Here is a 16392-nt window from a genome sequence, read left to right as displayed (position 1 = left end):
TGTTTATATGTCTCAAATTTGACATTCATGGATTAAAAAAAGGCCTATCGGGAGATGAGCAATGGGGCTTAAAAATAACGAAACGCAATTTTACATTTTTGAACTTAAATTGTCTTTAACAGGTCGTTTTGTTCAAAATGATCCCGAACTTACAGATGAGGAAAAAAAACGAAATAAGCGTACATTTTTTGATTCGTTGCTAAAAAATGATATTGATTTTAAAAAAAAATACACTATCGAAAATCTTTTAAATTACTTAAATTCAACTCAATTAACTCATTCACTAGAAAACGTTCTTATTAAATTTAATGATTTTCAGTTTATCGATGAGCAAAAAACAGTCTCAGCTTGCCTTTTCTTCTATGCAAATAGAAATATACACGCAAATGATTTGTATAATTTCAATACAAATTCAGAGCGAAAAATTGAACAACAGGATTATGAAGGAGTCCGCCTAGTTTCTCACATAATCATGAAAGTTATTGGAAGTAAAATAACAAAATCATCTCATCTTTTTGTAGCATTAGAAGCTCGCCCATACATATACCCGAATCAAATCCAAAAAGGATTAAATGCCATCTTAAGAGATTGGACTACTGAGTATCAAAGAGATGAACGAAAAATATCAGTACATCCCCAGGTAGAAGTACTAGCATTAAAAGGTGAAACTCTCGAAGAAATTTTAAAATCCGGTAAAGTTATAGGTATAAAACTCACACGAAATCATCCTGTAAACCAAAATCAAGATGAATCACCCTTTGTATATACAGGAAAAAGTGAACTTGTTTTAACTCCACCAAAGAAAATAGACCTCACCCCAGATGAACAGTTAAAAGGTTTAGCTACAGTGGTGAGAACAAAGAAGTTAGAGTATGATCGACTAAAAGTCACAGTAGATCTATCGGGTACAACAAAAACTAATGAATATGAACTTTCCAATCAAACGACACCAGAAGGGATATTACAAGAATATTTTTTCCATAAGGAAATATTAGAATTTGATGAAAATGTAATCGATGTAAATTATACCCACGTAATACCGAAAGTAGTACAAAAAGTTCTCCACGAGGTACTTACCAATGAGAAGCTTAAAATTTTTGATTAAACCATATCTTGATTATGTATTTTATACAGAAGGATATCCTAAATTAGCCTATCATTTTATTATTCCCTTGATGATGACACTCATATTGACTATTTTTGGAACATCCGACACGGATAAACTTGTAAACTCTGGTTATACAGTACTGACTTTTATTTCAGCTTTTTCATTTGCAGCGTTGATTAGCTTTTCAAACTTAAAATCAAAACATCTATCTGAAAAAATATGGGGTAATAAATTATTTAGTTCAGTAGTAATACCAGTTATCTATCATTGCTATAAAAATGGGCACAAAATAAAGATCAATCATTCCAGAAAATCATTTATCTCATTATTATTAGGTTACATCTGTTTCACAAGTACAATACTACTAACACTGCTAGTAGTATTTAATAGCTTACACATCCCTTACTTTTGCATTAAATTAATTGGAAAAATACTATTCTTTTGGTTATTTTTTTCATTATTAGTGAATGTGATTTATGCAATACAATATTTTACCAAAATAAATCTTGAAGAAGCATTAGAAGAGGATACTGAATTTGATAAATAGCATTTCTGCGTCACTGTAAATTTCCCAGCAGTGACGCAGAAAAATCACCTTGATTTTACCGCGTAAAATCAACACATTTCAGCATTTTGTCCGATCCCGCCAATCGGGATTGGACAAAATTCTTTCCAAAACCCCTTGCGAAGCAAGCACCGCTTTGCTAATTTGGAATCAAGCACAACTGATGAGCTGGTGAAACCCCGGCGAAACGTCAACCGACGTCTTATGCTAGGCCACTTCATTCCCTAACCCCGTGGCTGGACGTTCAGTAGGGAAAACCATCTAGGAATCTCTGTCATCCGGCAGGGCAACTCCCTCGGGAGTTTAAGTCAATTTATTTCAATTTGACCATGGACTTGTATGACAAGAGCCATTGTCTTGTCGTTTTTATTAATCATTAAAACAAGGAGAAAATAAGCACTCAAAAACTGTTGTAAATCGGCGAGATCGTTTGCCTTATAACGATTGATTTGCCCCCTACTTCGAGCTTTATGGCTTTGGCCAGGTTTCATCTTTGAGTGAGCCGCTCGTTCAACACTAAACCAAAGACAGGGCAAATAAATTTTTATCGGATGGGATGATGAGAAAATACAGCTTAAGACAAACTGCCAATCAATATTTAAAGCTCGGCAATCAAGGCAGTTACAAAATCAAAAAACAGCGGGCATATGTCATTCGTAAAATGATCGATGATCTCTATACCATTGATGAGGTACCCTCCTCTTGGAAAAAAATCCAATCACACCATATTCATCAACTGGTAGCCCATTGGAAAAAGAGTAAAATACGTGCCAGCACGATTATGAATCACATGACTATAGTCAGGCATTATCTAACCAGCATTGATTGCCTTATTCCCAATATAGACAATCAATCCTTACAACTTAGTAAAACCAACAGGAAACGTAAAAGAAAACTCAAAATCCAGCACGACCACTGGCACTCATGGGACAATCCAATACCACGTCTCATCATGGCATTACAAACAGAATTTGGTCTGACCTTTAAAGAGGCCATTTATATCAAACCTGAAATTAACATCCAAGATGACAGCATCTGGATAACCAGGAACATTGCATTTAATTCCTTAGATAGAACAATTCCTATCAGATTTGAAGTGCAAAAAGCAATCCTCGATGAAATTAAAGAGCTGACTCACGGTAAATCCATTGCTGAATTTAATGATTATGAAGACACCAAAATTGCCTGGCGAAAGACTTTAAAAAAACATGCCATACCAATTAACAAAGCCTACCGCTATCTCTACGCAAAACAGATGGCTCAGTATCTTTTACCACTGTTGGGGAAATACGAAGCCTTTTGGGTTATTCACAGCGAAATGGGCATCAAATCTCGTGATTCATTATGGAGGTATCTTAATGAGTAAGTCCAAACTTAAAAATGCCCAGTATTCAATCAATGAATGTATTAAGAAAATCCAAAACTACTCCCACGCCAGCCGAGCAGATATGAAACACATGTTGAATCGATGCATTAAAGACTTGCACGAATTAGGTTACATGGTCACACACGTAAAAGGATTAAAACCAAAACACATTCACATCCTGGTTGATCTCTGGAAAGCCCAGAATAAAAACCCTGCGACAATAAAAAATTACATGGCAAAATTACGAAAAGTAGCTTTAGTGCTAAACAATCCAGAACTGGTTAAACAAGGCAACGACAGCTATCAAATCAATAAACGTAATTACATTCCTCAATATAATAAAGCAATCAACAACGTTGATTTTTCCAAATGCTCAGACCCGATGATCCGTTTATCCTTGGAAGCTCAATCCCTTTTTGGTCTCCGTCGTGAAGAATCCATGAAGATTGTACTAAGCGATGCCTGGCAAGGAAATAAATTGGTTATAAAGCCCAGTTGGACAAAAGGTGGAATAGGACGTGATATTAAACTAACGAATGAGCAACAACGACTATGGCTACTCAATGCTACAAAGCAAGTTCCTGCTGGACAATCGCTCATTCCTAAAGAAAAGACTTATAAAAATCATCTAGCTCAGTATCATGAAGTAATAGAAAAAATGGGCTTAAGCAAATGCCATGGCCTTCGCCATGCTTATGCTCAACGAAGATATCATGAAATTACAAAATCCTATGACAAAACGGGCAATGGACTTATTTGTCCAATTCAAGGAGGCAGAATATATAAAGAACTGAATCCCCTTGAAAAATATTGGGATAGAACCGCAAGGGAAATTATTAGCCAGTCCCTTGGGCATTCGAGATTGAGTATTACAAAAATCTACTTAGGCTGACAATCTTTGCTTTTTTAAGTCATCAATACACAATTGCATTTTATAATGCGGTACGGGATGCCATGAAGCTATAAACTCCCCAATGATATTAAATCCAGCCTTTTTATAAACATGGACCGCTCGCTCATTTGAAATTTCAGGATCGATAAGTACGATTTTAGAATCAGAAAATTGACTTAGGATAAATTCATGTATCATCTGTACTGATAATCCCTTCCCAATATAATCCAACCTGCAAATAAATAAATCTAATGTAACCGCACCATCAGGATATTCTTCTGATTTCTCTATTTCAGAAGTAATTAAATAAGCGAAAGGGATTTCCTGATCATATGCTATCCAATGAGTAGCCCAAGATTCTCCATCATTCAAAAATTCATGAATATCTTTTATTGTATTACTTAAACCATCACCATGAAGCCATTCATTAATATGTGGCTGACTAATCCAGTCAAGAACAAGGTCTTCTTGTGTTTTATTCACTGGTTTAAAATGAAATCTGCTCTCAATATTCATGTTCATAATTGAATAACTCATATAGCTTGGATAAAAGATTGGTTTGTATTTGTATACCCACATTTTAAATACTGAATACTTCCGACAGGGTTATTTAATCGTATCATAATCCGAATAAATTTCATGCAAAACCCTTCTTACATCAGTACCTTTAATTGGCCAACATAAGGTTTTCCAAAATGCCCATCCTAAAGCTCGTATCCAGGTATCATTATCCACTTGAACTGCATTTTTAAATACTTCTCGTTCTTCGCTGGAAAAAAAATTCCATGCTATTACCAAATCACACGCAGGATCACCTACAGCAAGCTGGCCGAAATCAATAATAGCGCATAGTCTTCCGCTACGAACTAAAATATTTCCAACAGCAATGTCTCCGTGAACCCATACTGGCTTTAAACGCCATTCAGAAGAAAGCGCCTGTTTCCATAAAGATTCTGCAGCTCTTTGTTCATGGACGTTTTTAATTTTAGGAATTGAAAGTTGCATTTCATGATCATATGCCTTTAATGAACTGCCCCGATAAAAATTATGTGCGCCAGCCAAAGGCCCATCTATAGCATCTACAGATTGAAATTCTTTTAAACTTTTCCCTAATTCTTCTGCAAAACATTTTACATCATGAATATTCTCTCTTGAAGCAGACTCCCCTTTAATCCAACGATTGATACTCCAATGCCAAGGATAAGCTGGTGATGGTTTTCCTAATGCAATAGGTTGTGTAATCTGGAATGAAAGCTGTTTGGAGAGCCATGGCAGCCATCGATATTCTTTATTAATCTGTGGCTCATACTCCTTATCACTAGGCAAACGAATCACCATTTCTTCACCTAAGTGAAACGTTCGATTATCCCAACCACTTTGCGCAACTGGCTGTATTGGTAGTGATTTCCATTGTGGAAATTGCTCGGCAATGAGCTTTTGGACTAAATTTGTGTCAATTTTTATTTTATCCATTAAGCCCTCTATAGTTTCTTTATTGTAGATTTTCTATGAAACTTGTGCGTAATACCTGCATGCTCAAAATCAAACTCAAATTTAAAACCTAATTTTTCCATAACGCGCAATGATGGATAATTATTGTATGCGGTAAAACAAATAGTGCTAGCCAAATCCAAGTGCTCTTCGGCATACTCCAAGGATGCTTGCCCTATTTCAAATGCTAAACCTTTTCCCCAATAGCTTTGAGCTATTTGATAAGTTAACTCATCTTCCTCTTTTCCCTCAAATATAAAAGTCTTTAATCCCCCTCTCCCAACGTAGTTGTGGGTTTCTTTGTCATACCACATCCAGGGAGCAAAACCATATTGGTTGTAATGCGTCATATCCGATTCCAAACGATTTAAAGCCTGATCCTCATTGTATGAAACACCATAACATTGAATAAACTCAGGATTTGAAAGCATTATTGCATAGTCTTCGTGAAAAGCCACTTGGGGAATAAATGCAATAAGGCGGGGGGTTTCAATGAATGGTTTATTAAAGCCAAAATGTAAAAAGGCTTTCTTATCTATAAGCTGGCAAAATTCATTCTTGGCATTGGCATAATCAATCGTATTGTCATGGATTTTGCTCAAGTTGAGCTTAAGTGCTTCATATTCTTTGGCAATATTGGGGTAAAGACGCAAATAATCGCGAAACAACAGATGCTTCGCATACCAGGAAGATGGATAAGTAACCAAATGAATCTGATGCGTTCGCTCACCCTGTTCATTGTCTTTTTGGAAATAACGCCGATGTGGAAAAACTGTTTCAAAAACCTGGTTATATCGATAACCCAATGATTCAATTTTTTGGATATCTTCGGAAGTAAATTCACTCAAACACTTAACACCAATTAAAATATCAATCACTGGTTTTGCATAAATGCCAGGTATAGCTGTACTGCCAATATGTTCAATTTGGGTTATATTCTTGATACCCAATTGTAATAGCTGTTCCTTTTCAATTTCAAATGCAGCTTTCCATGCAGGATTATGAGGCTCTAAGGTAATCATATTCTAAGATTTTATATTTAATAATATTCAATAGTGGGCTATCTTAACATAGGTCTTAAAAGTGTATTAAAAATATTCATCATACCGAGGAAAAAATGATTGCGATAAAAAAACTAGACGAATTGCATGTAGATGAATTGTCATCCTATCTCAATCATTATCAAGAAACGACCATGTTCATTAGGAATAATCTATACCACTCGGGAATTACCTACCAAGATGCACCATTTCACGGAGAATATTATGGCTCCTTTGAGAACAAACAGCTTAATGGCGTTATAGCTCATTATTGGAATGGTAATGTGATGATGCAAGCTGAAAATTTTTGTGCATTATCATCATTAATAGATGAATTTAAACTTAAAAGGTCAAGACCAATTGCTGGAATACTGGGCGAAGACTCTCAAGCCAATTTTGTCATCGAAAAGCTGGGCTTACAATCAGCACTGTTTGCTATTAATTATCAGGAAAAATTATTCTCCCTTAATCTTGAAAAAATGACAATACCTCAAGCTATTCATTCATACAGCTACACACTCAAAACAATGCAAGAGTGTGACATGGATGTCATCAAAGAATGGCTTATCGCTTATCATATAGAAGCACTTGGGGACGATGCGAATAACCCCAAACTTGAACAATCCATTATTGATGAAATTCAAGATACACAGCTTAGCCAAAATCGATGGGTTTTGTTTGTAAATAACACTCCTGTTTCCTTATGTGGATTTAATGCCAATCTACCTGATATTGTACAGCTCGGTCCCGTTTATACCCCTCCCTCTTTAAGAAATAAAGGTTTTGCCAGAGTTGCCGTGTATCTCTGTTTAAAGCAAGCAGCCACACAACAAGTTAAAAGAGCTATTTTGTTCACTAATGATAATTCCGCTATATGCGCATACCTTGCCCTTGGTTTTCACGAAATTGGAAAGTATCGATTGGCCTTGTTAAAATGAGACCTTGTTGGAGGTAATACGTAACATGATATTATTAAAAAAAACCGGATGATAAATTGTTATTCAAACACTTTGAATAATATTCAAGATAAAATTCACTCTCTCAGAAACCGACAACAGAGGAATATCTATTAATTGATATCCCAGTTCTGCATATGCCTGTCTCAAGTCATTTTCAAATACCTGAGCCGCATCAAAAGTAAGTCTTCGCTCCGCATCGTTGATATAAATCTTCTCCCATGCCGGAGTAAAAAACACTGTTGGATTATATCGATGAGCATGGCTAGCTTTTAGCTCAGAACCGATATCTAAATTAAAGCATTTACTATATGCAATCAGATCAGGAAGGCCTCTGTCAAAAAATACCAACTCATGTTTGGGAGCACTCTCATAATCATAAAGCATCCGCGATAACATCAACTCTTTAAACAAAAAGGGATTTTTGTCATAAACACCATCTCCATCAATGAGCCTTTGCTGTGCTAAAACCAACCTGGCAGGCTCATCAATAATGGGGAAACCTCGCTTTGATAATTCAGCTAAAATTGATGTTTTACCGCTGCCTGGAGGTCCAGTTAATATGTAAAGTTGGTTCATTATTTCCTCTGAATAAATATTTTATATCTAATACATTAAAGTTAATCATGATTCAATTACGTTCATTTAATATCAACAGGAAAAAGTTCTTGATTTCCCATACTGGCTTGATAATCTGAAATCAACACAACTGATGAGTCAGTGCAATTCTGACGAAACCTAGGTCTTGTGATATGCCATCTTGTTCCCTAATTCCATGGCAAAGCGTTTAGCAGGGAAACCCATTAGGAGATATCTTTAAGGCTTTACGCCCGAGGAGTGCTTTAAGCACGTCATCATTAATAACCAGGTAAATCAACCGATGTTTCGGTGATCTTTTTTGCATAACCCAATTGGGATTAATAGTCCTTTTGGGGCTAATCCTCCCTACCCCTAAGGAGCATACCATGCAACAACAGGAACCAGTACAACTTGAGATTGAACATTTGCTCTTTGAGCTGAATTGTTGTGTAAATGATTTAAGCCGCCACCGACTTCAAATTAACACCCATGACATTCAGCAAGCAGAGCTAAGTTTAAACAAATTGGAATCACTGCTCTCCTTTGTCAAACAGTTCAATACTCAACGAATCGCTTGTTAATTGAAGTAATTAAAGCCTTATCCGCATAACAGAAAACCATCTGCCTATGCGGGTCTTTTTCTGTTATGCCATCCACGCCAACAATAACAGGAGAATAAAATGACCGCATCTTTAAATCGCGTTCAATTAATAGGTAATCTCGGTGCTGATCCTAAAAGCATCGCCGGAAAAGACGGACAATCTTTTGTCACTGCCACTTTGGCTACTAATGAGTCATTCAAACAGAATGATGAATGGCAAACCAGAGTGGAATGGCATCAGCTGGTGCTTTTTGGCAAGCTGACAAAGGTCGCTGAATATTTAAAGAAAGGTTCGCAGGTCTACCTCGAAGGTAAATTACGTTCCAATCAATGGACTGATAATGAAGGCAAAGCGCGTCAAGCTTTAAGTATTATTGTTAGCCACATTCAGCTTCTCAGCCCACCCAAATCAGCTGATGAATCCAGTAACAAAACCGCAGAACAACACATGGCTCAGATGCGTGAAATGTTGCAACCGGATTCAGAAGAAATTCCGTTTTAATCATACCCTACCACGGGAGCAAGCTCCCGTGTGGGATTGCTCCATTTACATAAGGAGATAATCTCATGGACACCCCTTCAATCTACGTCGCCTGTTTAGCCTCTTACAACAACGCCATTCTACATGGTGTATGGATAGATGCCACACAAAGCGAAGACGACATCATGGAAGAAATCTGGGAAATGTTGGATAACAGCCCTGAACCCAATGCTGAAGAATACGCCATACATGATTATGAAGGATTCGGCAGCATCAAAATCCATGAGTACGAAGGAATAAGCAATATTGTGGAGTATGCCTCATTTATTCAAGAACACGGAGAGCTAGGCTTAGCCCTTCTATGTGATTATTCAGTAGATGATGCACAAACTATGTTGGAGGAACATTACCAGGGTAGTTATGATTCAGAGATTGATTTTGCCAGGCAGTTATTTGATGACTGTTATGCCCATCAAATGCCGGATAGTTTGATCTGCTACTTTGATTTTGATGCTTTTGCACGGGATCTTTTTATTAGTGATTATTGTTCGGTAAAGTTTGGTAGACAGGCATATATTTTTTCAAGCTATTAAGCCCCTCGTTGGGGCATCTTTTTTAAAACTTGAAGCTCTAAAATCACTTTGTAACTTCTATTAGGTTTTAAAAAATTTATGTTATAGCCTGTCGGTCCAATGTTACAATAATCGATTATTTATCTCGAAATGAACTGAAATGGGTTCTGGTGTATTTATAATTTTATCCGCAATCCTCCATGCAGCATGGAATACATTTGCCAAACGCAATTCAACACCCTATTACGAAGTATTGGGAATTATGAGTTTTGCAACACTATTTTCGCTTCTATTTATTCCTTTTTTCTCTGGTCCATTGTTTGAAACACCTGATTCCTTTTTATGGGCACTAACCTCTGGTTTATTTGAAGGAGGTTACATAATCACATTAGCTATCAGTCTTAGTCAGTCTTCACTTGGGAAAGCCTATATTATTATGCGAGGAAGCGCCATGGTAATTGTCTGGTTTATTTCGGCATGCTTCCTTGGTGAAAATATAAATTTATCTAATACCATTGGTGTATCCTCTGTTCTTTTTGGATTGATACTTACAAGCCAAACTTTTAACCCCGATCAATCAAGGCAATTATTATTTCCGGTTCTATGTGGCATCTGCATTGCTGGTTATCATTTATGCTATGGTCGGTCTTTAGCCTATGGTGCAAACCCAGCTGCACTCTTTTCTGCAGCTTTATGGATTGCTTTACCCTGTGTTTTTCTTTTAATGAAGAAAAAACAAAGGAAAATATTCAAAGAACAACTTAAATCCAACTGGAAAATAACTTCTATAGGCGGAATGATAAGTGCATTATCTTTTTTACTATTTTTAATTGGATTACGTCATGCTGAAGCTGGGCTAGCCCTTACTCTTCGTAATACCTCAGTGGTATTTGCCCAAATATTTGCTTATTTTATTGGTGAAAAGATTTCCCAATATCAGTGGATTGGAGCATTCCTGGTAGCTTTGGGTGCTAGCTTAATATATCCATACTAAAGATGCATAAATCTATTGATCATTTGTCTTCTATAAGTTAACAAAAATTCCTTTCAAATACTCTATAGAGTTATTAGTGCTAGCACTCAGTTGCAGTAGATAAGCATTTTCATTATCCCACCAAAGGGCATCATGTGGTCCATAACAATTATTAAAACTTGCAATATATATATTGCTCGAAATCAAACCACTCTTCGGATTTAGGACTGTTAAATTAAAATTACTATATCCACTAAATGAGTTCATATTAGGCAATCTAGAAAGTGCTGGTTTCTTTATTGGAAAGGAGGCTTTATTAAAAACACGAAACCACGCAATTTGGTTTTTCTTTCCATTTTTCGGAAACATAACAAATTGAATCTCTTCAATTTGATTTCCATTACCATAAATAATTTGACTATCCAGATTAAAATCTAAGTTAAGCTGGTTTAAATACTTTATATTGAGATCCGGTTTGCTGCTTCTAAGAATATTATGTAATGGCCATCTTAAATTCCATATACTTGAAGGTGGTTTATATTCATTTCTATTAATACATGCATTCTCTAGGCAGTTGTTGTAACGAGACCAATAGGATAGTTCAAAAAAATTCTTTTTTAAGATTTCATTTGATGATGAAAGAGGAGAAAAAAATTTACAAAGTTCTAAGAACTCTTCATCGTTCAAGTTACCTTCAAGTAGACGGAGTTCAATATTAGTCCCATGGGATAAATAAGTTAATGTTTTCGATTTTGAATAGTCATAGCCAATCCAACAAACATTTTCCTGATTCAATACATAGGGTTTCATTTCCCAAACCCAATGATCGTATAGAGCGGCGTGATCTAATGTTGATAATGGTCCAAAGTCATACAAAAATTGCTTACATCTTAAGAGAGCATTTTTATACTTAATATAGTAGTAATAAGAAGAGAAATGAGCAGAACACCAAGCAGACCATTTTTTAAATTGATAATGACCAGGTTGTTCATTATAAGGAATATCCTCTACTCTAAGTATAAAGTTAGATAAAACTGCCTCATCAGTATTGGGTACCAAAATAACAAAATTTACCTTTTCTTGAGCTAGTGTAGGTGTGATTTCATGCACTAAATTCATTAATTAATTCCAATCATATATATTAAGATTGATAGTTATCTATAATCTGGCGGGACTAAACTAATTCAAATAATTGTCAGATTGAATGTTCTTTTTCTGCCTCTTTCGTTTCATGTATTTTGTCATTACTCATAAAAAAACCTGTTATCGATGCCCTTACATGATTTCCTGCCGCATTTTCTACTTTTTTTATACAGTGCAGAATATTATTTTTAAAAATAACCAATCTATTGGGTTTGGGAACAATATAATATCCAATTCCGTCATCAGCATACTTATTCAATTCAGAGCTATTAAGATGGTATCCTACCTTTTTCTTCTTATTATTGATTAACGTCACTTCAGGATAATCGAAGTCAAGTTGAGGTGTAGGATTAATCAATAATTCAGCTCCCCAATTTATGTCCCAAATGGGATGGCAGTAATATACATAGGCACCTGAAATTTTGTACTTACCATCAGTATGCCAAGAAAGACCTGAGCCTCTAGGATATAGATAAGGTCTAGCATAGAAAAAATCCCAATCTCTGTCTTTGAAACCAATTAAATGAGAATACTCAGGGGATCTTGCAATTAATTCATTTATAAATAAATCAATGGTTGTGTTTGTAGGGTAAATTTGCTCTGTTGTGCAGGCTTCAGGCCTAGGATGAGAAATAGTAACGCTGCCCCATAAAGGAGATCCATCCTCAAGACTAAAAGCATTTACCCATTTAGAAGAGTGAACAAACTTGAATTTTTCAGTTTGAATAAAATTCCAAATTTTTTCAAAAGCTGATAGCTCTAAGAAGTCATCAATTACAGCAAGAACATCATTGTTTAAAACTAATTTCATATCAATATAAAATTATCAAAGGAGATATAAGCATCTCCTTTATTTACCAAGGCATATATTCATCCTTATCTTCATCGGCATCAATTCTATTAGAATAATATACGTTCATAACATCTCCTTATTAATATCCTTGAATAACAGATTCAGATTATAATTTTATTATTTCACCAAAACAATAATATTAAGGCGTGTTTTTTTACACTATGATCCATATAAACCCACAAAATGATTATTTATCTCGTATTTTGTTTGTATTTAGATCAAACAAATTGTTACTCTTTCACTAATTGGCAAAACAAATTCATCATAGTGATTTGATCGACGTTATTTGGTACGGAATCCAGCAACGCTGGAGAATAAACCACAATTGCCATACATTGTGCTCTTGATACCGCAACATTAATGCGATTTTTATCAAAAAGAAAATTTAACCCGCGAGGAGACTCGTTAGCACTGCTTGCGCACATGCTTAGAAACACAACAGGCGCTTCTTGCCCTTGGAATTTATCTACACTCCCTACCCTAGCCTGATCGCCAAGAGCCGCTTTGAGTTTATTGACCTGATAATTATATGGAGCAACAAACAATATATCTTTCCAATCAATCATTCTTTGTTGACCGTTTTTAGCATTAAAAGTCCTTCCCAACAATTCATGAGCCAAAACAACAATTTGTTCAATTTCTTCGTCACTAGCTTGCGTATTGCCTTCATGCATCACGGGTACAGTGATTATTCCAGCTTCCTTGTTTAATACACCATGATACCCTGCAGGTACAGTTATCAATTGCTCGTCATTCTCTGGGGCGGTTTCCAATTTACCCTCATATATAGCTTCGCTAATGAAGTGGTTTACAGCCGAATGCATACGGTATGTTGTTCCCAAAAATACACCCATGGAATCAGGTATAGTTGGGGTCGAATGTAACAGATAATCCAAAATCGATAAGCCACTGTCCTCTGGATGGCTTCCTTGTGAAGGCTGACCTAATTGCATCTGATCCCCCATTAAGATGATATTGGAGGTTGATTGACTCATAGCAATTAAATTGGCAACACTAACTTGTCCGGCTTCATCAATAAACAGATAATCAAAGGCATTTTCAAGATCATCTCTGGAAAAACCCCAAGCGGTAGTTCCTACAACACAGCCAGCCTGCAAAAAGCCAGCAATATCTTTATTTTCCAGCACACTAATCTTCAAATCATCAATAGCTGGGTCAGTATTACTTGCACAAGCAAAATATCCCGTAATTCCCTCTTTATGGCAGTATTGAGCAGTGCTAATCAATAAATTATTAATCGCTTTATGGCTATTAGAAGATATGCCTACTTTCTTACCTCGTTTAATCAATTCAGCAATTAAATGTTTACCTGTGTATGTCTTACCAGCTCCTGGTGGTCCTTGTATCGTCAGATAACTGTTATTCAGATTCATAACTGCCTGAATGATTTCATTCAATCGTTGTTTAGGATCATGGCTAGGAGCGATTGGCTGACCTGAATTATGTCCATTGATTCTGGGGATAGATTTACCCAGAAAATCAACTATAGCTGTTTGCGCAAGCTCCCCTTTTGCAAACGCTTCCGCCTGCTTTGTAATTGCTTGAGGTATTGGGTCAGGCTTAATATATTCATTCGGAATCAAAGTAATCGGGCTATCTGGCTCATCTTTTATCTGCAGTGCAATAATCCCATGATCCAAATCGCTACCTTCTGCATGATAAGCCGCTTTAATGTTTTTACCATCGGGAGTCTCATTCCCTAACAAATAGTAATCTTTTGCATTACCCTTGAATTCCTGAGTTGGATCAAATGAATATTCATAAACTAAATTACGAGCTTTGGGGGTTGGCTTATAAGGTAGTTTTTCAGTTCTATGACAAAAGGCCAGGCAATCAATATCATCTAATAATTCTTCTTTACTTAACCCTAATCGATCAAACAGACGCCAAAACACGGGTTTTGATTCACGTCTATGAAACTCGATTGACCATGCCATCACAGTATTAATTTTAGATAATTGTTCCTTACCCTCATCTTTTAATTGCGAGACTCGTGCCAGCAAGTTATTGCGAAGCTTAATACCCTCATTAATTTCTTCTTTAATTTCAGGCTCAACTAATTCTGTTTTACCAAGGAAGCAAATGCCGCTGGATTTCTGCTTGTCTCGTAACCAGACCACTAACTCTTGAGTAGAATTACAATCATCAATGTTGTAAGAACGGATATCATTTAATACCTTGGAGGTCTGCCAGGTATCACCGTCAGGATTTTCTCGCCACCGTTCGTAGACAACGACTGAATCCCCTCCAGAACCTACCTCTGTATCTCGTTTGGCACGGTATAAATGCTCAACATTTTTAATCGAATAACGTGGTTCGCCTATTAACAAAGCACCTTTTACGATTTTATATAAATCCACAAATCCTTCATTGCGTAGCAACTGGTCAACTTCGTATTCACATACACCATACCTACTCATTAGTTTACGACAAGCTGTAATTTCATAGCTGGCATAATGGTATATGTGCATAGATGGATCCTGTTGCCATCGTTGATAAGTCCATTCAATAAATGCCCTGAAACTCTCTTTTTCCTGATCTCTGTCATGCGCCCAAAAATCCATATATTGACGCTGGTTATTATCGTCAAAATAAGCCACACCCCAAAGATACTCCAAACCTCCGTCTTCCAGAGGGAATCCTTCAATATCAAAAAAGATATCATTTTTGGATAGTGTGGGTAGCAAAGCCAATCCCTGCTTTTTTCCATCATCATTATCGATTAACTGGTAAGCTGGTATTTTTCTTCCAATACTCTCTTTTTGGACTTTGGCTTGAGCTTTTAGTCGCTCAAATAATTCAGGTTTCATGCCTTTTACATTGTTACTATTTGCTTCGGCTAAAGCAGTCATGGTATTGATGCCAGCTTTATTCAATTTCTTGATTTGTACTGAAGTAATGGTAGCGACCTGTATCAGGTGATCAGCTTTTAATAACAGACTTTCGGCATATGTGCTCCATCTTCCCCAGCTTCTTGATGAGGCTGGATCTGGACATTTATTTGGCTCAAAATGTAGATGCTCAGATAAAAATTTTTGTTTAAGATTCTGGTAGAAATAAAAATAATCATTAAGTCTAAATCGTTTTTGTTCCTTGTTACCTAGAATAATAGTGATATGCTCAGCCCTCTTTTGCTGCATTACTCCAAGCATTTCAGCATAACAACATAATTGCACCAGAAAATAAGCTTTAACTGACTTTGCTAATTTGGTATCCCAAATCTCATAGCAATAATCTCCAAAAATACTTTTACCTGGGACCTTAATTAAAAAATCCGCATACCCTTTAAAGGGTAACAATTCTAAATGTGCCTGATAAATGACATCTGCCCCATTTTTCATAGCATCAATAGTGGCTTGGTATGAATCAGACCGCTTACGCAAATTAGCAATTGTTAACCCTTTAGTTTCAAACTCAGCTAATACTTCTGACTCATGTTGATTTCCCATGTCATGCAAAACATCCAGCAACTCATCACTTTCATCAGGGGAGGGTATTAAATCCGGATGTATGATTGTGAGATGTTCCATCCATGAAGCAAAAGGACTCTCCATAAACTGTGTGAGATCTGATGGTGAGAATACAATTTGCTTGGATTCAAGATACATTTGAGCTCTACCCTGATTTGATTAATGACTTGTTTTACTAAATTTGGAAAATGTATAAAAGATCACAATGAAATAACATTATATTATAGAGTATGACATAGAGTGTTGTGATTGGATGTAAGGGTGGCCAAGATTTTAGAGAA

Annotated in this window: 17 protein-coding genes; 9 read left to right on the top strand and 8 right to left on the bottom strand. The window is 36.2% G+C overall.

What is annotated here, in order from left to right:
• Positions 1 to 61: 61 nt before the first annotated feature.
• The gene (locus tag EL220_RS04740; RefSeq protein WP_027270672.1) at positions 62 to 1105 is read left to right on the top strand and encodes a hypothetical protein; all 1044 of its coding nucleotides are present in this window, start codon (positions 62 to 64) and stop codon (positions 1103 to 1105) included.
• Positions 1080 to 1655 (top strand): hypothetical protein, encoded by a 576-nt coding sequence (locus EL220_RS04735; protein WP_027270671.1) that lies wholly within the window; start codon positions 1080 to 1082, stop codon positions 1653 to 1655. The genes EL220_RS04740 and EL220_RS04735 overlap by 26 nt, the downstream gene beginning before the upstream one ends.
• A gap of 326 nt (positions 1656 to 1981) precedes the next feature.
• On the opposite strand, the gene EL220_RS04725 is transcribed toward EL220_RS04735, so the two are convergent.
• On the bottom strand, positions 1982 to 2164 hold the full coding sequence (locus EL220_RS04725) for a hypothetical protein (RefSeq protein ID WP_027270670.1): 183 nt from the start codon (positions 2162 to 2164) through the stop codon (positions 1982 to 1984).
• A 68-nt stretch (positions 2165 to 2232) separates the two neighbouring features.
• On the opposite strand from EL220_RS04725, the gene EL220_RS04720 reads away from it, so the two are divergent.
• Both EL220_RS04720 and EL220_RS04715 read left to right on the top strand, forming a co-directional pair.
• A complete protein-coding gene (locus EL220_RS04720; RefSeq protein WP_027270669.1) occupies positions 2233 to 3039 on the top strand; it encodes a phage integrase N-terminal domain-containing protein in 807 nt (268 codons plus the stop codon).
• Positions 3032 to 3931, top strand: coding sequence for a phage integrase N-terminal domain-containing protein (locus EL220_RS04715; RefSeq protein ID WP_027270668.1), 900 nt, complete (start codon positions 3032 to 3034; stop codon positions 3929 to 3931). Before EL220_RS04720 ends, EL220_RS04715 begins: the two co-directional genes overlap by 8 nt.
• Here EL220_RS04715 and EL220_RS04710 read toward each other — a convergent pair.
• The 3 genes from EL220_RS04710 to EL220_RS04700 all read right to left on the bottom strand — a co-directional run bounded on the left by EL220_RS04710 (position 3923) and on the right by EL220_RS04700 (position 6444).
• Positions 3923 to 4453: a GNAT family N-acetyltransferase gene (locus EL220_RS04710; RefSeq protein ID WP_027270667.1), complete on the bottom strand. Its 531-nt coding sequence runs from the start codon at positions 4451 to 4453 to the stop codon at positions 3923 to 3925. The genes EL220_RS04715 and EL220_RS04710 overlap by 9 nt on opposite strands.
• Positions 4454 to 4537: 84 nt before the next feature.
• The gene (locus EL220_RS04705) at positions 4538 to 5404 is read right to left on the bottom strand and encodes an aminoglycoside phosphotransferase family protein (RefSeq protein WP_027270666.1); all 867 of its coding nucleotides are present in this window, start codon (positions 5402 to 5404) and stop codon (positions 4538 to 4540) included.
• A gap of 8 nt (positions 5405 to 5412) precedes the next feature.
• Positions 5413 to 6444 (bottom strand): bifunctional GrpB family protein/GNAT family N-acetyltransferase, encoded by a 1032-nt coding sequence (locus EL220_RS04700; RefSeq protein WP_027270665.1) that lies wholly within the window; start codon positions 6442 to 6444, stop codon positions 5413 to 5415.
• 95 nt (positions 6445 to 6539) lie between these two features.
• On the opposite strand from EL220_RS04700, the gene EL220_RS04695 reads away from it, so the two are divergent.
• Positions 6540 to 7400: a GNAT family N-acetyltransferase gene (locus tag EL220_RS04695; protein WP_027270664.1), complete on the top strand. Its 861-nt coding sequence runs from the start codon at positions 6540 to 6542 to the stop codon at positions 7398 to 7400.
• 63 nt (positions 7401 to 7463) lie between these two features.
• Here the strand turns inward: EL220_RS04695 and EL220_RS04690 are convergent, their stop codons facing one another.
• The gene (locus EL220_RS04690; protein WP_035905921.1) at positions 7464 to 7997 is read right to left on the bottom strand and encodes an AAA family ATPase; all 534 of its coding nucleotides are present in this window, start codon (positions 7995 to 7997) and stop codon (positions 7464 to 7466) included.
• A gap of 386 nt (positions 7998 to 8383) precedes the next feature.
• On the opposite strand from EL220_RS04690, the gene EL220_RS04685 reads away from it, so the two are divergent.
• The 4 genes from EL220_RS04685 to EL220_RS04665 all read left to right on the top strand — a co-directional run bounded on the left by EL220_RS04685 (position 8384) and on the right by EL220_RS04665 (position 10645).
• Positions 8384 to 8578 (top strand): hypothetical protein, encoded by a 195-nt coding sequence (locus EL220_RS04685; protein ID WP_027270662.1) that lies wholly within the window; start codon positions 8384 to 8386, stop codon positions 8576 to 8578.
• 99 nt (positions 8579 to 8677) lie between these two features.
• The gene (locus EL220_RS04675) at positions 8678 to 9100 is read left to right on the top strand and encodes a single-stranded DNA-binding protein (RefSeq protein WP_027270661.1); all 423 of its coding nucleotides are present in this window, start codon (positions 8678 to 8680) and stop codon (positions 9098 to 9100) included.
• A 65-nt stretch (positions 9101 to 9165) separates the two neighbouring features.
• Positions 9166 to 9672 carry an antirestriction protein ArdA gene (locus EL220_RS04670; RefSeq protein ID WP_027270660.1) on the top strand — a complete coding sequence of 169 codons (507 nt, stop codon included), beginning with the start codon at positions 9166 to 9168 and terminating at the stop codon, positions 9670 to 9672.
• A 139-nt stretch (positions 9673 to 9811) separates the two neighbouring features.
• Complete coding sequence (locus EL220_RS04665; protein WP_027270659.1) at positions 9812 to 10645, top strand: EamA family transporter; 834 nt, start codon at positions 9812 to 9814, stop codon at positions 10643 to 10645.
• 30 nt (positions 10646 to 10675) lie between these two features.
• Here EL220_RS04665 and EL220_RS04660 read toward each other — a convergent pair whose 3' ends face one another.
• The 3 genes from EL220_RS04660 to EL220_RS04650 form a co-directional block, all read right to left on the bottom strand.
• Complete coding sequence (locus EL220_RS04660) at positions 10676 to 11743, bottom strand: hypothetical protein (protein ID WP_027270658.1); 1068 nt, start codon at positions 11741 to 11743, stop codon at positions 10676 to 10678.
• A gap of 76 nt (positions 11744 to 11819) precedes the next feature.
• A complete protein-coding gene (locus EL220_RS04655) occupies positions 11820 to 12578 on the bottom strand; it encodes a 2OG-Fe(II) oxygenase (RefSeq protein WP_027270657.1) in 759 nt (252 codons plus the stop codon).
• A gap of 272 nt (positions 12579 to 12850) precedes the next feature.
• A complete protein-coding gene (locus EL220_RS04650; RefSeq protein WP_027270656.1) occupies positions 12851 to 16249 on the bottom strand; it encodes a TM0106 family RecB-like putative nuclease in 3399 nt (1132 codons plus the stop codon).
• Positions 16250 to 16392: the final 143 nt, after the last annotated feature.

The sequence above is a fragment of the Legionella sainthelensi genome (assembly GCF_900637685.1).
Lineage (GTDB): Bacteria > Pseudomonadota > Gammaproteobacteria > Legionellales > Legionellaceae > Legionella > Legionella sainthelensi.
Note: the sequence above shows the minus strand (reverse complement) of the source record. Positions and strands in the feature narration are given on the sequence as shown.